This window comes from Nocardia flavorosea NBRC 108225, from assembly GCF_001613385.1.
In the GTDB taxonomy this organism is placed as follows: Bacteria; Actinomycetota; Actinomycetes; order Mycobacteriales; family Mycobacteriaceae; genus Nocardia; species Nocardia flavorosea.
The window spans coordinates 211,756-229,747 of record NZ_BDCG01000004.1 but is presented as its reverse complement, the minus strand read 5'-3'; the positions used below and the strand labels follow the sequence as shown (position 1 = coordinate 229,747).

Below are 17,992 nucleotides of genomic sequence, written 5' to 3'. Positions count from 1 at the left end.
GCGGACAGGCAAAGGCCCCGGGCCAACCGGACCCGGGGCCGTACTGCCTGATATCGGGATAACCTCAGGCGCCGTGGTGGTCTCCCGCCGACACGCCGGACAGGAACTCGGCCCATTCGCCGGGCGCGAAGGCCAGCACCGGCCCGTTGCCGCGATCCTTGGTATCCCGGACCGCCACGTTGCCGTCTACGAGAAATGCCACCTCCACGCAGTTCCCGTCCGGGCCACTGTATGAACTTTTCCGCCACACAGCACCCGTCATATCCACCTTCACGGCACTGCACTCCTTCGCTGCGTCGATAACGATATTGATTCCTGCACAGTTCTCGAACTAGCTGGTATCCGGTAGTGACACCGAATACTTCCGATGCACGCGCAGATAGCGAGCAAATTTCCGGTTTGCCGGGTTCGGTCTATCGGACTCGCACTGTCCGCGAACACACCTGACGCGGTGACTCAAACCCCTTGTGAGCGGCCCCGCATCCGGAAGACTAGCACCTCCATGGCTAATTTGCCCATATCTTGCCAACGGGGCCAATAGGGTTGCCAATTCCGCTAAGATGCGCCATTGCCACGCAATTGCGGACTTATAAGGATGACTTTGCTCGAAAATATCTGAAATGGTCTGGACGAATGATTCCGGAAACGTCCGACGTGATTGTTACGTGATCGCTTATTCATCCTATGTCAATCCCCCTGGCGCACACTTCGCGCGCATGGAGCGCAATGATGGCCGCATGCCCGAACGCGATCGCGACGATCAGGGACGCGCCACCAATGCCCGGCCGCGCGACCGGCTGGGACGACCACTACCACCGGGTTCGCCCGGAGTTCCGCGAATCCCCGACGATCTGGACCTCCCCCCCGGCGAGGCAGTCGACTACGCACAGCAACTCCTGGACCAGGGGCTGGCCTTCAACGCCCACGAGGTCCTGGAATCGGTCTGGAAGAACGGCCCGGCCGCCGAGCGCATGCTGTGGCAGGGCCTCGCGCAGTACGCGGTCGGGCTGACCCATATCCAGCGCGGCAACCCCAAGGGCGCCCGGACACTGCTGAGCCGCGCGATCGAGCGCATCCAGGCATTCGACCCCGCCGCCGCCGGCCATCCCGCCGGGGCGCTCCCCTACGGTCTGGACGGACCGGGCCTCATCGCCCATGCCGAAGCGCTACTGGCCGAACTGGACGAACAGATCCCGGCGCGACCGGGCACACCCACCTCCCTCGCCGAACGCGCCGGGCTCATGCCCCGCCTCACCGGCGACCTACCATGACAGCGATGCCCACCGACCCCGCGCCCAGCACGCTCACCGCCGGCGCCGGCCGGTACGCCCCGAGCCCCTCCGGCGATCTGCACCTCGGCAACCTGCGCACCGCCCTGCTGGCGTGGCTGTTCGCCCGCAGCACCGGCCGTCGCTTCGTTCTCCGCATCGACGACCTCGACCGGGTGCGGCCCGGCGCCGAAGAACGCCAACTCGGTGATCTCGCCGCCCTCGGCATCGATTGGGACGGCCCGGTACTACACCAGTCGGACCGGCTGGGGCGGTACGACGCGGCCGTCGGCCGGCTCACCGAAGCCGGGCTGACCTACGAATGCTTCTGCACCAGGAGAGAGATCCAGCAGGCCGCCACCGCCCCGCACGGCCCGCAGGGCGCCTACCCGGGCACCTGCCGCGCACTCACCTCGGCCGAACGCGAAGCCCGTCGCGCCGCCGGCCGACCGGCTGCGCTCCGGCTGCGGGCGGCCCGCCCCGATTTCGAGATCACCGATCGCCTGCACGGAAGGTACCGCGGTCCGGTGGACGATCTCGTGCTCCGCCGCGGCGACGGAATCCCGGCATACAACCTGACCGTGGTGGTCGACGATGCCGAACACGGTATCGACCAGGTGGTACGCGGCGACGATCTGCTGCCCTCCACCCCGCGGCAGGCCTACCTCGCCACCCTGCTCGACCTGCCGGTCCCCGAGTACGCGCACGTTCCGCTGGTGCTGAACACCGCCGGAGGGCGACTGGCCAAACGCGACGGCGCGGTCACCCTCGCCGATCGGCGCCACCGCGGCGACTCCGTGCGCGATGTGGTCGCGCTGTTGGCTGCCTCACTGGGATTGTCGGGCGGAAGCGCGGACGAACTGCTCACCGGATTCGATCCCGGCCGGCTGCCGCGGACCCCGTGGATACTGGACCCCGACAGCTTGGTGTGCACGGCCGGCGGTCCGTAATCTGGCCTGCGACCGGGTCTTTACGATTTTCGAGTGCAGGCAGGCGACATGACCAGTGGCGGGTACGACCCCAGCAACCACCCCCAGGCCGGGCAGCCGTACGGGCAGCCGCCGCAGTACGGCGCTCCCGGCCCGTACGCGCCGCCGCCGGGCCCGCCCGGACAGCAGCCGCCGCCTCCGCAGCCCTACGGGCACCAGCCCCCGCCGCCGCCTCCCCAGCAAGAGCGGCCGCTGTATCAGCAGACCGTGCACCCGCAGCCGCAGTACGGCGGCCACCGGTACGGTCAGTTCGATCCTGCCTTCGGTGTACCGGGCAAGGTGTGGCCTCGATTCACCGCCCGGGTGATCGACAATCTCATCGTCGGGCTCCCGCTGGCGATCCTGCTGAATTTCGTCATCATGCCGAATATGAGTGGTCTGTCCGGTATGTCGGTCAGCTACGCGATCGTCTTCGCCGCCATCCTGCTGTACTTCGTCCTGATGGAGAGCCGGACCGGCGCGACGCTGGGCAAGCGAATCATCGGACTCAAAGTCGTGGCCCCCAACGGGGCACCCACCGTACCGCCGCTGGCCTCCCTGAAACGCAATGTCTACCTGGCCGTATCGATCATCCCGTGCCTAGGCTGGCTGGCCGGGCTCGCGCTGATGATCTACATGGCCGCCACCATGGACAAGGACCCCAACAAACAGGGCTGGCACGACAAACTCGCCGGCGGTACCCACGTTCTGGAGGCCTGAGCCAACCGGCTAGGACGCGGCGAAGATCAGCACCATGTACAGAACCCACAGCACGATCCAGGCGACACCGACCCAGATCCCGGCCAGCGCCATACCGCGCCCCTGCTGACCGTTGTCCCGGATCTGGCCGAGCGCGATCACGCCCATGATGATTCCGGCAATGGCCCCGATACCGCAGCCGATACCCACCAGCGAAGCGATCAAAGAGGCGATCGCCAACCCGTTGGTGCCGTTGGCCGCCGGATATCCGTAGGGCTGATAGCCCATCGGATATCCCTGCCCGGGAGGCGTACCGGGATACGACGGATTCGCGGGATACGACGGATTCGCCGGGTACGCGGGCATCGCCGGATACGGGTTGGCCTGCGGCGGCGCGGGCGGCACTCCATAGGCCGGGGGCGCGGGCGGCGGCGTGGGAGCGGGCGCCGGAGAGGAGGGATACGACGGGTAACTGGACGGTTCACCCGCGGACGGTTGTGCGTTCGCGGGATCCGACGATACGCCCGACCCCCCGTACTGCTTCCACCATTCGTCGGAGTTGCCGGGGTTCGTCATGCCTACACCCTATTCGAGAGTTTGATTGGATAGCCGGGTGGAAGACTCCAACAAACCCCCGTTACCCGGCAAGTCTGGACACCCCGCGCCCGTTCACGTGGCATTCGCCCAGGTGGCGCGGGGGTACTACACGCCGATCGTCGTATTGTTCACCGCCACACTGCTCATCTCCAATATCTGCGCGACCAAGGGCGTGCAGTTCTTCTCCGGTAGTTCGGTGAGCCTGGGCCCCCTGGAGGTCCTGCCCATCACCACCGACGCCGCCTTCTTCCTGTTCCCCCTAGCCTACGTTCTCGGTGACGTGCTGAGCGAGGTCTACGGTTTCCGGGCCACCCGGCACGCCGTGTTCTACGGTTTCACCGCCCTGCTCGTCATGGTGCTGTGTTTCGCCGTCGCGATCCACTTGCCGCCGGCGGTGTTCTACGAGAACCAGGAGGCGTTCCGCAGCGTTATCGGCACCACGCCACAGCTGGTGGCGGCCGGGCTCGCGGGCTATGTCGTGGGCCAGCTGCTCAACTCCGCGACCCTGGTGCTGATCAAGGAACGGACCCGCGAGAAGTACCTGTGGGCCCGCCTGATCGGTTCGACGGTGGTGGGTGAACTCGCCGACACCCTGATCTTCTGTTCCATCGCGGCCACGGCGATCGGAATCGACAGCTGGAGTCAGTTCGTCAACTACGTGATCATCGGGTTCCTGTGGAAAACCCTGGTCGAGGTGCTGATGCTCCCGATCACCTACCAGGTCATCGGCCTGCTCAAAAAGCACGAACCCACCTACGCCCCCCGCGAAACCACTCCCCTGCGTTCCTGATCCGGATGGTCCAGGCCATGGGCGGGGCCCGCCCCTGGTCTGGACTGACGGAGCGGAGAAGCGAAGACCACGGGTCGACAGCGCCTCGAGCCGCGGAGCGGCTCCGAAAACACAGCCCCGTCCTTTGCGAACGGCCCGCCCGCGTATCCCACCTCTCCGGAGGGTGCACCTTCCCCGGGGTGGGGCCCGCCATGTTCTGGAGCGATGGAAGCGGAGGAGCGCAGGAGTGAAGACCCGGGCCCGACAGGGCCCCACCCTCGAGACGAGGAGCGTCTCGAAAATTGCGGCCCGCCCCTACGCGAACGGTCTACCCTCGACAACTGGATTCGACCGGGAATCCGGCGCCTGCGCCGGGACCGCGACAGGATCGGGCGCACCTCGAGGCGCGGTGATCCGCCCTTGCCAGCGCCCCATCGTCTCCGCCCGGAACTCGTCGAAATACCCACCGTCGATACTGGCCCGGATCCGGTCCACCAGCCGGATCGTGAACCGCTCGTTGTGGATCGTGCACAGCGTCGAGGCCAGCATCTCCTTGGCCTTGAACAGGTGGTGGATATATGCGCGGGTGTAGTGCGCGCAGGTGTAGCAGTCGCACGTGTCGTCGATCGGGGTGAAATCCCGTTTGAACCGCAGGGTGTCGATATTGAACCGGCCGGCGTCCACATAGATTCCACCGTTGCGCCCCACCCGGGATGGGTTCACACAGTCGAAGGTGTCCGCACCCGCCTCGATGGCGGCGAACATATCCTCCGGTTCGCTGATCCCCAGCATATGCCGCGGTTTGTCCTCGGGCAGTTCGTCACAGCACCAGCCGACGATGGTGCCGAGGTTGTGTTTCTCCAATGCGCCGCCGATACCGTAGCCGTCGAATTCGGTGCCCTCGGCGCCGCGGATCTCCGCGAGGTCCCGGGAAGCCTTACGCCGCAGGTCCTCGTACTGCGCGCCCTGCACTACCGCGAACAGCGCCTGATAGGGCCGATGTGCGCGAGCGGCGGTGAGCCGTTCGTGCTCATCGATGCAGCGCTGCGCCCACTGATGGGTGCGCTGTACCGATTTCTCTTGGTAGCCGCGGGTGTTCATCAAGGTGGTGAGCTCGTCGAAGGCGAACATGATGTCGGCGCCCAGCTGATGCTGGATCCCCATGGACACCTCGGGTGTGAACCGGTGTTTCGACCCGTTCAGATGCGACCGGAAGGTGACCCCCTCGTCGTCCACGGTGGCCAGCCGTTCCTTGCCCTTGGCGATCACGTCGTCGTTCTGCACGTCGACGGTTTCCATCGCCAGCACCTTCTTGAACCCGACGCCCAGCGACATCACCTGGAAACCGCCGCTGTCGGTGAAGGTGGGGCCGGGCCAGTTCATGAACGCCGCGAGCCCACCGGCCTCGTCGACGATATCGGGGCCCGGCTGCAGATACAGGTGGTAGGCGTTGGCGAGCAGCGCCTGCGCCCCGAGGTCGCTCATCGCCTCGGGCAGCACGGCCTTCACCGTCGCCTTGGTGCCCACGGGGATGAAGGCGGGCGTGGCGACGGCCCCGTGCGGGGTCTGGATCACTCCCGTCCGGCCGTGCCGGCCGTCGAGGCGGGTACCGATACTGAAGGAGAAGCCGGGGCTGTCGGACACGCCGATATCCTCGCAGGCGGTGTCCGCCGGGCCGGAGCGAGGGCCCTGCGCGGTCACGCCCGGCCACCGCATCTGCGCCTGACTCGTTCGAGCCGTGCCGCCCCGTCCCGCGTGGTCACCCCTCGCCACCGTCTCCGGACCCGACTCGAATCAGGCCCGGGGTATCAAGCCTCGACCGCGGCCGCCGCGAACTGCGAGTTGTAGAGGCGGTAGTACGCCGCCTGCCGGGTCAGAAGCTCCTCGTGGGTGCCCTGTTCGACGATGTGTCCGTCCTCCATCACCACGATCAGGTCGGCATCGCGGATGGTGGAGAGCCGGTGGGCGATGACGAAACTGGTGCGATCACGGCGCAGTTCCGCGGTGGCCTGCTGCACCAGGAGTTCGGTGCGGGTATCCACCGAACTGGTGGCCTCGTCCAGCACCAGGATGGTGGGTTTGGCGAGGAACGCGCGCGCGATGGTGATCAGCTGTTTCTCCCCCGCACTGACCCCGGTGCCCTCCTCGTCGATCACGGTGTCGTACCCGGCGGGCAGCGAATGCACGAAGCGATCCACGTAGGCGGCACGGGCGGCGGCGAGGATATCGGCATCGCTCGCATCCGGGTCACCGTAGGCGATGTTCTCTTTGATGGTGCCTTTGAACAGCCAGGCGTCCTGCAGCACCATGCCGATCCGGGAACGCAACCTGTCGCGGCCGATCTCGGTGATATCCACCCCGTCGATGGCGATCGTGCCGGAATCGAGTTCGTAGAACCGCAGCAGCAGATTGACCAGCGTGGTCTTCCCGGCACCGGTGGGTCCGACAATGGCCACCACGTGCCCTGGTTCGGCCACCAGTGAAAGGTCGTCGATCACCGGGGTCTGCGGTTCGTACCGGAAGGAGACATCGGCGAATTCCACCCGCCCCCGCTCGGGGCGCGCGGCGGGTTCGGACACGGGATCGGGGCTCTGTTCCTCGGCATCCAGGATTTCGAAGATCCGCTCGGCCGAGGCCACACCCGACTGCAGCAGATTCACCATGGCACCGATCTGCGTGAGCGGCTGGCTGAACTGGCGCGAGTACTGGATGAAGGCCTGCACCTCGCCCAGCGACAGCTGGCCGGAGGCGACGCGCAGGCCGCCGATCAACGCGACCAGCACATAGTTCAGATTTCCCAGGAACATCGACGACGGCATGATCAGCCCGGAGATGAACTGTGCCTTGAAGCTGGACTGGTACAGATGCTCGTTACGCTCGTCGAACGCGGCGCCGACCTGCTTGCTGCGACCGAACGCGGTGACGATCTCGTGCCCGGTGTAGGCCTCTTCCACCTGGGCGTTCACGAGCCCGGTGTACTTCCACTGGTCCACGAAATGCGGTTTGGACCGTTTGGCGATCTGCGCCGTCACGATGATCACCGCGGGCACCGTCAGCAGGGCGATCAGCGCGAGCAGCCACGAGATCCAGAACATCATCCCGAGAATGCCGAGCACGGTGAGCAGTGAGATCAGCAGCTGGCTCATCGTCTGCTGCAGGCTCTGCGAGATATTGTCCACATCGTTGGTGACACGGCTGAGCACATCGCCGCGGGGTGCGGTATCGAAATAGCTCAGCGGCAGCCGGTGGATCTTGTCCTCCACATCGGCGCGCAACCGTTTGATGGTGCGGTTGATCAGGTTGTTGAGCAGATACGCCTGCAGCCAGCCGAACAGCGCGGCGCCCAGATACAACACCAGCACCAGGGTCAGCACCCGGCCGACGGCGGCGAAGTCGATCCCGGCGCCCGGTACGACCGCCATCCCCGACAGCATGTCGGCGAAGGTGTCCTGCCCCTGCGCGCGGAGGCCGGCAATGGCCTCTTCCTTGCTCAGCCCCGCGGGCAGCTGCCGGCCGACCACACCGTCGAAGATGAGGTTGGTGGCCCTGCCCAGCAGGTAGGGGCCCGCGATATTGAGCACCACCGAGACGACGCCGAGGGCGACGATGACCGCCACCAGCACGCGTTCCGGTGCGAGCCTGCCCACCAGCCGCTTCAGCGAGGGTTTGAACGATTTCGGTTTTGCATCCGGGGCGCCCGGCGTACCCGGTCTCATCGCGCTTCCTCCACACTCAGCTGGGATTCCACGATCTCCCGGTATTCGGCGCAGTCGCGGACCAGCTGATCGTGGGTGCCGAGCCCGACCATGGCGCCGTCCTCGAGTACCACGATCTGGTCGGCGTCGCGGATGGTGGCGATCCGCTGGGCCACGATGATCACCGCAGCGTCCGCCGTTTCCGGCTGCAGGGCAGCCCGCAGCCGCGCGTCGGTGGCGACGTCCAGTGCGGAGAAGGAATCGTCGAACAGGTACACCCGCGGCCTGCGCACCAGGGCGCGGGCGATGGCCAGCCGCTGCCGCTGCCCGCCCGAGACCGTGGTGCCGCCCTGCGCCACGGGTGTTTCCAGGCCCTGTGGCATGGCCCGGACGAAGTCGGCGGCCTGGGCGATCTCCAGGCACCGCCACAGTTCCTCGTCGCTTGCGTCCGGATCGCCGTAGCGCAGATTGCTCGCCACGGTGCCGGAGAACAGGTAGCTCTTCTGCGGCACCAGCGCGATCCGGGTTCGCAGCTCGTGCAGGTCGAGGTCGCGGACGTCGGTGCCGCCGAGCAGGACGGCGCCCTCGGTGGCGTCCATGAGCCGCGGGATCAGGTTCAGCAGGGTGGTTTTACCGGCGCCGGTCGATCCGACGACGGCGGTGGTCTGCCCGGGGTCCACCCGGAAGTCGATGGTGCGCAGGACCGGCTGTTCGGCGCCCGGGTAGCTGAATCCGGCGTCGCGGACCTGCACCTGGGCGGGGTCGCCTCGGAACGGCTGCGGACGTTCGGGGGAGCGCACCGACGATTCGGTGTCCAGTACCTCGGAGATGCGATCCGCCGAGACCGCGGCGCGCGGCGCCATCATGGCCAGGAACGAGGCCATCATGACCGCCATGAGGATCTGCATGATGTAGGACAGCAGCGCTGTCAGCGATCCGATCTGCATCTCCCCGGCGTCGATCGCTTTACCGCCGAACCAGATCACGGCAACCGAGGTGACGTTGCTGATCAACATGACGGTCGGGAACATCAGCGCCATCAACCGGCCGACCCGCACCGAGATATCGGTGAGTTCGGTATTGGCCACGTCGAAACGCCAGACCTCGAGCCGTTCGCGGACGAACGCGCGTACCACCCGGATACCGGTGATCTGCTCGCGCAACACCCGGTTGACCTCGTCGAGCCGGGTCTGCATCAGGCGGAACGCGGGCACCATCCGGGCGATGATCAAACCCATACTCAACGCCAGCGCGGGCACCGCGATCAGCAACAACCAGGACAGGCCGAGATCCTCGCGCAGAGCCATCACGATGCCGCCCACGCACATGATCGGTGCCATCACCGCCACCGTCGAGGCCATGACGACGAGCAACTGCACCTGCTGGACATCGTTGGTGTTGCGGGTGATCAGCGACGGCGCACCGAACACTCCTACTTCACGAGCCGAGAAGGTGTTCACCCGGTGCAGCAGCGCGGCACGCAGATCGCGACCCGCACCCATCGCGGCCTGCGCGGCGAGCAGCACCGAAGAGGCCGAGGCGACGATCTGAACTCCCGATACGGCCAGCATCCGCAGGCCCGCGGTCCAGATATAGCCGATATCCCCTTTGGTGATGCCCTCGTCGATCAGATCGGCGTTCAGGCTGGGTAGGTACAGCATCGCGATCACGGAGATCAGCTGCAGCACCACGATCCCGGCCAGCTGTTTCCGGTACGGGACGAGGAAGTCGCGGAGCAGTCTGATCAGCATGATGACCGAACGCTACCGTCTGGTTTTACGGATCGCCCGGCAATTTCCGGTGGGTCCGGTGGCGCCGGATCGCCGGGTTCACGGCGGGCCCAGGCGCCGGGGTCGGCGGTGAGGTCCGCCACGAAATCCGGTAGTGCGCCGCCGGCGATATCGGCCAGCGTCACGTTTTCCAGGACGGCCCGGATATTCACCCGTAACGCGATCCATACCTGCTGTAGCGGTTCGGCCGCGCCCGGATACCGCACTTCCTCGGGCCGCAGCCCGCGCACCGACGCGAGAGGTCCCTCGACCGCGCGGATCACATCGGCGATCGAGATGGCGTGCGCCGGGCGGGCCAGCCGATAGCCACCGTCGGGTCCGCGCCGGCTCGTCACCAGTCCCGCCCGGCGCAGCTCGGCGAGGACGCTCTCCAGCACTTTGGGCGCAATCTGCTGGCCGGCCGCGATGACCTCCGCCTTCACGGCCGTGGCCTGATCGGCTGCCGTGATCTCGAGCAGTGTGCGCACGGCATGGTCCACCTTCGCGGTGATGTGCACGACCAACCTGACCTTTCATTCCGCCAGCGCCGCGAGCGCGGCGTCCAGCAGCGTCGACTCCACCACATCATCCCCCGCGTCCGGTGCAATCTCGCTCGAAATCAGGGCGACGGTCACCACCTCCATGGCCGCACTGGCCCGCAGCAGCTGCACCGGTGTGGGATCGCGCCCGGCCAACCAGTTGCGGACGACCTTGTGGGCGTCCACGATCACCGGATACTGATCGGCCACCGCGTTCACGATGGCCACCGCGTTGCGAACCATCATTTCTCCGGCATCCCGGTTCCGGATCATGGCCCGGATATAGCGGCGCAACACCGCGCGGCGGCCTTCGGCGTCGGGTGCCGGCATCGCTTCGACCTCGTCGGCCATTGCGCGTAGTTCGTCCAGTAGTGGGTTGATGACCGCGACCAGAAGGTCGAGTTTCGATGAATAGTGATAGTAGAGCGACGGTTTTGTGATTCCGACCGCATCTGCCACTTCCCGCAGGCTGGTCTGCTCGAAACCCTTGTTCACGAACAGTCGCACGGCGGCGTCCAGGATCGCCTTCTTGGTGTCCCGACCTGCGGTAACGTGATGGTCAGTTCGCTGATTCGCCATGCTCGGTCCTCTCGTTCTCCCGGCCGCCGGGCGCGGTAGGCCGCCGGAAGTCGAGCTTGTTCCTCCGTTTAACCTACCGGTAGCCTACCTACCGTACGGTAGATACAAGGCGTCCACCGTGTAGGCGGATCCATACCGATCACGCGATCCGAGGTAGACCCCCGTCCGCGCGATCCGGTCCGCGAAAACGACGTCGGCCGTCAGTTCGTCACAGCAGAAGCACATACGACCAAACCGTTTCGGCCTCGCCTAGGAGAAATCCCTCGTGTCCGTATTCCTGTACAGATGGGGAAAGTTCGCTTTCCGCCGGAAATGGATAGTGCTGCCCGTATGGGCACTGATACTCGTCCTACTCGGCGGGGCCGCCGGCGCGCTGGCCAAACCGTTCCAGGACAGCTTCGAAATGCCGGGCCTGCCCTCGGAACGGGCCACAGCCATCCTCGAAGAACATATGCCGCAGATGGCCTCGATGTTCAGCATCGACGCCGTCACCGGTCAATACGTCATCGCCGCACCGAGTGGCACGCTGACCGACGAACCCAATATGACGGCACTGGACGCGCTGGTCCAGCGGCTGAACGAACTCGATATCGTCGACCACAGCGAACCGGTCGTCAACCCGGTCACCGCGACCGTGATGATGCCGGCCAGCCAGGAGGCCGCCGCGGAACAGGCCGCGGCAGCGGCCGGTCTCGAACCCGGCCGAGCCCCGCCCATGCCGGAACCGAACTGCCTCGACGGTCAGAACTCTCCTGACTTCAAAGCGTTGTGCGGTGGCGCCCCGCTGAACGTGCTCAGCGAAGACCGGCCGCAAACGGTCGCCGTGATCGACGTGAAGTTCACGATGCCGACCTTCGCCGATATCACCGAGGAACACCGGCAGGCCGCCGAGGCCATCGCCCAAGAAGGCCGTAACGCCGGGCTCACCGTCGAGATGAGCGGCGCCATCGCGCAGACCCAGCCCGAAACGGGGCAGGCCGAGATGATCGGTATCGGAGTCGCGCTGATCGTCATGATCATCGCCTTCGGTGCCATCGTGGCCGCCTTCGTCCCGATCATCACCGGAATCGTCGGCGTCGCCTCCGCGGGCGCCCTCATCCTGACCGGCACCTCATTGACCGAGGTCCCGACGTTCACGCCGATCCTGGCGTCGATGATCGGCCTGGCACTGTCCATCGACTACGCCCTGTTCATCGTCTCCCGGTACAAACACGAACTCGCCGTCCAGGATTCACCGGAGGAAGCCGCGGGTGTCGCGGTGGGCACCGCCGGTTCGGCCGTCGTCTTCGCCGGGCTGACCGTGGTGATCGCACTGCTCGGCCTGTCCGTGGTCGGCATCAGCTTCCTCACCGCGATGGGTGTCGGCGGCGCCCTCGCCGCCGGGTTCGCCGTACTCGCGGCCACCACTCTGATGCCGGCCCTGCTCGGCGCGCTCGGTAAATCGCTGTTCAAACCGAAACTGCCGCTGATCGCCCAGCACGATCCCGAAGACGACACCTCGGTCACCAACGGGATGCGTTTCGCGCGGCTCATCGCCCGGGTACCGGTGCTCACGCTGATCATCAGCGCGATCGTCCTCGGCGCGCTCGCCGCCCCGGCAGCCCAGCTCGAGCTCGGCCTGCCCGGCGGCGACAGCATGCCGGAGGACTCCTCGGTCCGGAAGGCCTACGAACTACAGACCGCGGGCTTCGGCGAGGGCAAGAACGGCACGCTGGTGGTCGCGGTCGATCTCTCCGAGACGCCCACCGAGCAGCGCGATGCCGCGCTCACCGCACTCCGGGATCAACTGACGGGCTACGAGGGCGTGGATTACCTGAGCGTCGCGCAGCCGAGTAGGGACGGCCAGGCCGCGCTGTTCCAGGTGGTACCCGAAACCGGGCCCAACAGTGCGGAAACACAGAATCTGGTCGAACACGCCCGCGATGCCGAAGCCGCACTGCGGGATCAGTACGGCATGGAATACGGCATCACCGGTCAGACGGCCATCTACGCCGATGTCAACAGCGTGCTGCTCGACAGCATCATCCCGTACATGGCCATCGTCGCGGTGGCGGCATTCATCCTGCTGCTACTGGTGTTCCGGTCGATCCTGGTGCCACTGACCGCCGCGCTCGGCTTCCTGCTCTCGATGGCCGCGACCTTCGGGGTCACGGTGCTGATCTTCCAGGAAGGCGCCTTCGGCCTCGTCGACGACACCCATCCGATCATCAGCTTCCTGCCCATCGTGCTGATCGGGCTGGTATTCGGTCTGGCCATGGACTACCAGGTATTCCTGGTGACCCGGATGCGCGAGGAATACGTCCACGGCAAGGAACCGAAAAAGGCCATGGTCGACGGCTACCATCACGGCGCCCGCGTGGTCGCCGCGGCGGCCATCATCATGATCTCGGTCTTCGGCGGTTTCATGCTCTCGCCCGACATCACCTCCAAATCCATGGGCTTCGCCTTGGCAGCGGGCGTTTTCTTCGACGCCTTCCTGGTGCGGATGGTGCTGATCCCGTCACTGCTGGTGTTGCTCGGCAAATGGGCCTGGTGGATGCCGGCCTGGCTGGACCGGATCCTGCCCGATATCGACGTCGAAGGGACGAAGCTGCGCGAACTGCAGGAACGTGCCAAGACGAAGGCAGTCGAGGAACCCGCCGGGGTCTGATACAGGCGATACGCAACCGGCCGGCACCTACACGGGTGCCGGCCGGTTCTGCTCGGTACGGACCCCCAGGCATCTATCGCTGGGTGCCGGACGCGGTAGCCGCACACCGCCGCCCGCAGTGCGCTGTGCCGCATTTCCCACAGCCGCAAGGTCGGCGGCGGCCGACCACCGCATCTGCTGCCCTGGATCAGCGGGACATGTGCTCGGCCCAGCAGGAGCCGGGCACACGACTCGACACCTGCCGGCCCTGCACGGGCCGACGTCGGCGGAGACGCCTTGTCCAGCGCAGACCAGGGTATGCCGCGGGTCAGCGCCAAGCGGGCAGCTGCGGGAGCTCCGCGGGCAGAGTCTCGTCCGCACCGCGTCCCAGTAGCCAGGCCAGCAACGCTGCGGCCGGTGCCGCTACCTTCCGATCCGGGGCACCGGTGCCGACGATCGCGCCGAAACCGGTATCGGTCGCCCGGATTTCGAACGGTTGCCCGTCCGGGCGCGCGCCCAGATCGGCGGCGACCTCGGCGAGCAGTTCCGCTACGAAATCCGCCGGCCAATCTGCCGGGGTGTAGCCGGCATTCAGGTCCACATGGTGGATCAACAACTCCTGCAACCGCATCCAGGGAATCCGGTGCGCCGGCAACGGCCGCCCCTGCCGCGTGCGAACTTCCACCTGCCACTGCTCGGCAGTCGGCACTCGAGCCATCCCGATCAACCGATCCGCCGAGTCCACCAGATCGGCCCGCTGTTCGGCGAGCGGACGCGGGGCACCCAGCTCGATATCGGCATCGCGCAGCGCGGCACTCGCGTATTGCGGCGTCTCCACTCCGGTATGCGCCCAGAGCAGCAGATTGACCAGGCTGTCGGCATTACGCGAGATATGCGCGAGTACATGCCCCCTGGTCCAGCCGGGAAGCGCGGACGCGTCGGCGAGCGACGCATCGTCGAGCGTATCCACAGTCGCAAGCAATTCGGTGGTCGCCGCGGCAACCGCCGCCATCCGCGTGGTGAGCGATTCGATCAGATCCCTGGGCACGACACCGACCCTAATGCCGCCTTCTCGGACTTCCGCAAGAGTCTCGGCCCGGACCACGAGGGCAGCCAACAGGGTGCACCCCACTACTGGGGTGCACACCGTGATCAAGCACCGCGCCGACGCCTCTGGGCGCTACCGGCCGCGGTTCCGCTCGCCCGCACGGCCGTCCGGATCTGCCCTTTTTGCGCACGTACACCCGTTCGACCGTGTTCACATGTTCCCCGATGTGTACCAACCGCCGACCGACGTCCAGGCGATAACAGCGACCCCCCAGCTCGGCCCGGAAGTTCATACAAGGTTGCCCTGCGCCCAGCCGCCGCCCGGAGTTGTACCGACCTCAGCTGCGGAATTCCGCTCAGGACTCCAAGGCCGTCTGCACGCGGTCCGCCGCGCACACCGGGTCTTCGTGCTCCCATATCCGAACCACCTGCCAACCCGCAGCGGTCAAGGCCGCGTCGGTGGCCCGATCGCGTGCGACATTGCCGGCCAGTTTCTCCGCCCACCACTCCGCGTTGTTCTTCGGGTCGGTCGCATGGACCGGGCAGCGATGCCAGAAACACCCGTCCACATACACCGCGACCCGGCGCCGCGGAAACACCAGATCCGCCCGCCGCCGCTGACCACGGATCGGGGCCCGATCCACGAAGTAGCGGATACCGCGCCGGTGCAGTTCGCGCCGCAATGCCAGTTCCGGCGCGGTATGCGCCCGCCGCTGCCGCGACATCCGCGCGCTGGTCACCGGATCGGTGGCCGGGCGGTGGCTGCTGCGGGCGGGTTCGCCGGTCATGCCGCCGAACCACCCATCCGCACCAGATGCGCCTGCACATCGTCGAGGAAACCAGCCGGGAAACGCAGGGTGCCCATCCCGGTCCGGCGCAGGAAACCGGCCGTGGCCCGCGCCGACAGCAACCGGGTGTCGGTGAGAAAGAACCGCAGATCCTCGTAGGGTTCGTGGACCGGCCACGGCGACAACGGCACCTCGAACGCCTGCCCGGCATGTCCCCACGCCGCCCCGGGCCACGGGCTTCCGGGCGGTAGCGGAATATGCCCCGGTATCGGTTCACCCGGCATCCGCAGCCGCGACCCCACCCACGACGCCATCCGCACACTCACCGCATTACCCACCAGCCGCCAGCGCTGACCGGGCCGGAAACCGGGCACCGCCAGCGCCGGCTCGGTCCAGCCGGGAGCGAACCCCTGGAGGCGTTCACCATCGGTGATCCCCGGCGTGACGATTTCCCCGGACGGCAACCGCACCGCCGGCGCGCTCGGAATGCCCAGTCCGGACCCGCCCTTGAGGGTCGGCACAGCGTTGACGACCCAGCCCAGGCCGCGCACACCCTCGGTCCAGTAGAAACCGCACGGGTCGGTCTCGACACAACCCAGTAGTCGCGGTCCGGCGTCGTCGGCGAACAGCACGGTGCGCGGGTCCTCGGTCCGTGAGGCCAGCATGAGCACCCGATTGCGCCGCTGCGGCAGGCCGAATGCCCGCGCATCCACCACCCGGTAGGCCCAGGTGTAGCCGAGTTCATCGAGTGCATCGGTGATATGGCGCATGGCCGCACCGCGACCTAGTTGCAGCATGAACGGCACGTTTTCGATCAGCAACCAGCGCGGTCCGCGTTTACGCCGGACCAGGCGGAACACATGGTCGACCAGACTGGATTTGGTTCCGGTGATCCCGGCGGTGCGGCCGGCCTGGGACAGGTCCTGACACGGGAACCCCGCTGCTACCAGCTCGGTTTCCGGTGGCAGCGCCCGCAACCGGGTGATATCGGTGTGGAGTTCGGCATCGGGAAAACGTGCCCCCAGTACCGCCCGCGCACCGGGTTCGATCTCGCACAGCAGCGTGCTGTGCCAGCCGTGCGCCGCCAGTCCGAGCTCCAGCCCTCCGATCCCGGCGAAAAGCCCCACCATCCGCGCGCCCGTCACGAGGTCCTCTCTCCATCCGGTCCGGCTCCCGAAGCGAGATTACTCCGCGCGTCCGGCGGGTCCGCCGGGTCCGGGTGAGCACCGGCACACCGGCCGGCCGACCCGCGATGACCGGTGCGAACGATACGGCCCCCGTCCGCGAGTCGATCGTCACCACCCGAGATCCATTCCGCGGCAATACCATAGAAAACGCTGGTCAGAGCATATAAATAGGCGTCTTTCGGTATTCCGGTGCACACCGCCGGGTCTGGCAGTATGGGCGCCATGAGGTATCGCGTCGGCCTGGCCACCGTCGTATCGGGCGCCGTCGCCCTGTGCGGGGCTGTCGCGCCGGGCGCAGCGCACGCAGACCCCGACGGACTGCATACCGCGCCCGCTCAGCCCGGTACCGGCTCGGCGGAGGACCCCGGACCGGTCGAACGCCCGGAGGCGGTCCGGGCGCCGCGGGCCGCCATCGTGGGCGTCCAGCCGGTGCACGAACGCCTGATGCGGGTATTCGTCGATTCGCCGGCCATGCACCGCACGGTGCAGGTCATGGTCCTGCTACCGGCCGACCGCAGCAAACCCCGCCCCACCATCTACATGCTCGACGGCCGCAGCACCCAGATCGACAGCAACAACTGGCTCGACCGGGGCGGTGCCGCGCAGTTCTACGCCGACAAACCGGTGAACGTCGTCTTCACCGTCGGCGGCCCCGCCAGTTTCTACACCGACTGGCAGCGCCCGGACCCGGTGCTCGGAATCAACAAATGGGAGACATTTCTCACCGAGGAACTCCCCCCACTACTCGACGCCGAATTCGCCGGCAACGGTCGTAATGCCGTGGTCGGAACCTCCATGGGCGCCGAAGGGGCCATGATGCTGGCCATCCGGAAACCCGAACTCTATTCCGCCGTCGGCGCCCACAGCGGCTGCTTCTCCACCGGCACCGACCTGGGCCAGGCGCAGGCCCGCATGGTGGTCACGACCTTCAAAGGCAACCCCGAGAACATGTTCGGCGCACCCGACGATCCGGCCTGGCTGGCCCATGATGTCACCCTGCACGCGGAAGCCCTGCGCGGTAAGAAGCTCTACCTCTCCGCCGGCAGCGGACGGCCCGGTGTGCACGATGTGCTGACCAACCCCGAGACTCCGGTGAGTGTGCTGATGGGCGGCCCCCTCGAGGCCGCCACCGATTTCTGCACCCGCCGGCTGGCTCAGCGCCTCGACACCCTCGCTATCGACTACACCGCCCACTTCCGTCCACAAGGCACCCATTCCTGGCCGTACTGGGCCGACGAACTGGTCACTTCCTGGCCCACCATCTCCGAGGGCCTCGGCATCGCCTGAGCCGCCTCTCACCACTCGGCTCGGCCGCCGGTGGAGGTGCTACACCGGCCTCCTGGCAGGACGAGGCCATTGCGGGAGCCGGGCGCCGACGGCTCCCAGCATGCGGATTGCCCCGGTCACGGACACTCTGATTACGACGCCACCGCGGACACCAGACCGTGCCGACGGATC

General features: G+C 66.9%; 15 protein-coding genes and 1 pseudogene. 6 read left to right on the top strand and 10 right to left on the bottom strand.

The genetic code is table 11. From position 1 onward, the window contains the following. Positions 1–64: 64 nt before the first annotated feature. Complete coding sequence (locus NFL01S_RS04910; RefSeq protein WP_062972427.1) at positions 65–262, bottom strand: DUF397 domain-containing protein; 198 nt, start codon at positions 260–262, stop codon at positions 65–67. A 475-nt stretch (positions 263–737) separates the two neighbouring features. Between NFL01S_RS04910 and NFL01S_RS04905 the strand changes: the two genes are divergently transcribed. Genes NFL01S_RS04905 through NFL01S_RS04895 form a run of 3 tightly spaced genes read left to right on the top strand, consistent with a single transcriptional unit; the run spans position 738 to position 2,956 of the window. After that, positions 738–1,271, top strand: coding sequence for a DUF309 domain-containing protein (locus tag NFL01S_RS04905; protein ID WP_062971877.1), 534 nt, complete (start codon positions 738–740; stop codon positions 1,269–1,271). A gap of 5 nt (positions 1,272–1,276) precedes the next feature. Continuing rightward, on the top strand, positions 1,277–2,218 hold the full coding sequence (gene gluQRS / locus NFL01S_RS04900; protein ID WP_084492411.1) for a tRNA glutamyl-Q(34) synthetase GluQRS: 942 nt from the start codon (positions 1,277–1,279) through the stop codon (positions 2,216–2,218). Positions 2,219–2,251: 33 nt separating this feature from the next. After that, positions 2,252–2,956: an RDD family protein gene (locus NFL01S_RS04895; RefSeq protein WP_245670522.1), complete on the top strand. Its 705-nt coding sequence runs from the start codon at positions 2,252–2,254 to the stop codon at positions 2,954–2,956. Positions 2,957–2,965: 9 nt separating this feature from the next. Here NFL01S_RS04895 and NFL01S_RS04890 read toward each other — a convergent pair whose 3' ends face one another. Then, positions 2,966–3,511, bottom strand: coding sequence for a DUF4190 domain-containing protein (locus NFL01S_RS04890; protein ID WP_062971870.1), 546 nt, complete (start codon positions 3,509–3,511; stop codon positions 2,966–2,968). 37 nt (positions 3,512–3,548) lie between these two features. Between NFL01S_RS04890 and NFL01S_RS04885 the strand changes: the two genes are divergently transcribed. Next, positions 3,549–4,322, top strand: coding sequence for a queuosine precursor transporter (locus tag NFL01S_RS04885; protein WP_084492410.1), 774 nt, complete (start codon positions 3,549–3,551; stop codon positions 4,320–4,322). A gap of 402 nt (positions 4,323–4,724) precedes the next feature. Here the strand turns inward: NFL01S_RS04885 and tgt are convergent. The 5 genes and pseudogenes from tgt to NFL01S_RS04860 all read right to left on the bottom strand — a co-directional run. Then, a pseudogene (tgt, locus tag NFL01S_RS04880) lies at positions 4,725–5,945 on the bottom strand (tRNA guanosine(34) transglycosylase Tgt); the annotation flags it as partial. Positions 5,946–6,109: 164 nt separating this feature from the next. Further along, positions 6,110–8,017, bottom strand: coding sequence for an ABC transporter ATP-binding protein (locus NFL01S_RS04875; protein WP_062971867.1), 1,908 nt, complete (start codon positions 8,015–8,017; stop codon positions 6,110–6,112). Next, positions 8,014–9,747: an ABC transporter ATP-binding protein gene (locus NFL01S_RS04870; RefSeq protein WP_062971866.1), complete on the bottom strand. Its 1,734-nt coding sequence runs from the start codon at positions 9,745–9,747 to the stop codon at positions 8,014–8,016. The genes NFL01S_RS04875 and NFL01S_RS04870 overlap by 4 nt, the downstream gene beginning before the upstream one ends. Further along, on the bottom strand, positions 9,741–10,283 hold the full coding sequence (locus NFL01S_RS04865; protein WP_062971865.1) for an RrF2 family transcriptional regulator: 543 nt from the start codon (positions 10,281–10,283) through the stop codon (positions 9,741–9,743). Before NFL01S_RS04865 ends, NFL01S_RS04870 begins: the two co-directional genes overlap by 7 nt. Positions 10,284–10,298: 15 nt before the next feature. After that, entirely contained in the window at positions 10,299–10,883 is a 585-nt protein-coding gene (locus NFL01S_RS04860; RefSeq protein WP_062971864.1) for a TetR/AcrR family transcriptional regulator, read from the bottom strand. A gap of 265 nt (positions 10,884–11,148) precedes the next feature. On the opposite strand from NFL01S_RS04860, the gene NFL01S_RS04855 reads away from it, so the two are divergent. Continuing rightward, on the top strand, positions 11,149–13,533 hold the full coding sequence (locus NFL01S_RS04855; protein ID WP_062971862.1) for an MMPL family transporter: 2,385 nt from the start codon (positions 11,149–11,151) through the stop codon (positions 13,531–13,533). 307 nt (positions 13,534–13,840) lie between these two features. Here the strand turns inward: NFL01S_RS04855 and NFL01S_RS04850 are convergent, their stop codons facing one another. The 3 genes from NFL01S_RS04850 to NFL01S_RS04840 all read right to left on the bottom strand — a co-directional run bounded on the left by NFL01S_RS04850 (position 13,841) and on the right by NFL01S_RS04840 (position 16,477). Then, entirely contained in the window at positions 13,841–14,560 is a 720-nt protein-coding gene (locus NFL01S_RS04850; RefSeq protein WP_245670520.1) for a maleylpyruvate isomerase family mycothiol-dependent enzyme, read from the bottom strand. 355 nt (positions 14,561–14,915) lie between these two features. Then, positions 14,916–15,347, bottom strand: coding sequence for a very short patch repair endonuclease (locus NFL01S_RS04845; protein ID WP_062971860.1), 432 nt, complete (start codon positions 15,345–15,347; stop codon positions 14,916–14,918). Then, positions 15,344–16,477 (bottom strand): DNA cytosine methyltransferase, encoded by a 1,134-nt coding sequence (locus tag NFL01S_RS04840; RefSeq protein WP_174555645.1) that lies wholly within the window; start codon positions 16,475–16,477, stop codon positions 15,344–15,346. Before NFL01S_RS04840 ends, NFL01S_RS04845 begins: the two co-directional genes overlap by 4 nt. 279 nt (positions 16,478–16,756) lie before the next feature. Between NFL01S_RS04840 and NFL01S_RS04830 the strand changes: the two genes are divergently transcribed. Further along, the gene (locus tag NFL01S_RS04830) at positions 16,757–17,821 is read left to right on the top strand and encodes an alpha/beta hydrolase (RefSeq protein ID WP_084492456.1); all 1,065 of its coding nucleotides are present in this window, start codon (positions 16,757–16,759) and stop codon (positions 17,819–17,821) included. The last annotated feature ends 171 nt before the right edge of the window (positions 17,822–17,992 follow it).

Bases quoted from the DNA above. Each gene is read 5' to 3' on its own strand.
- NFL01S_RS04910 (WP_062972427.1), bottom strand. From the start codon at position 262: ATGACGGGTGCTGTGTGGCGGAAAAGTTCATACAGTGGCCCGGACGGG.
- NFL01S_RS04905 (WP_062971877.1), top strand. From the start codon at position 738: ATGCCCGAACGCGATCGCGACGATCAGGGACGCGCCACCAATGCCCGG.
- gluQRS (WP_084492411.1), top strand. From the start codon at position 1,277: ATGCCCACCGACCCCGCGCCCAGCACGCTCACCGCCGGCGCCGGCCGG.
- NFL01S_RS04890 (WP_062971870.1), bottom strand. From the start codon at position 3,511: ATGACGAACCCCGGCAACTCCGACGAATGGTGGAAGCAGTACGGGGGG.
- NFL01S_RS04875 (WP_062971867.1), bottom strand. From the start codon at position 8,017: ATGAGACCGGGTACGCCGGGCGCCCCGGATGCAAAACCGAAATCGTTC.
- NFL01S_RS04870 (WP_062971866.1), bottom strand. From the start codon at position 9,747: ATGCTGATCAGACTGCTCCGCGACTTCCTCGTCCCGTACCGGAAACAG.
- NFL01S_RS04860 (WP_062971864.1), bottom strand. From the start codon at position 10,883: ATGGCGAATCAGCGAACTGACCATCACGTTACCGCAGGTCGGGACACC.
- NFL01S_RS04845 (WP_062971860.1), bottom strand. From the start codon at position 15,347: ATGACCGGCGAACCCGCCCGCAGCAGCCACCGCCCGGCCACCGATCCG.
- NFL01S_RS04840 (WP_174555645.1), bottom strand. From the start codon at position 16,477: ATGGTGGGGCTTTTCGCCGGGATCGGAGGGCTGGAGCTCGGACTGGCG.
- NFL01S_RS04830 (WP_084492456.1), top strand. From the start codon at position 16,757: ATGAGGTATCGCGTCGGCCTGGCCACCGTCGTATCGGGCGCCGTCGCC.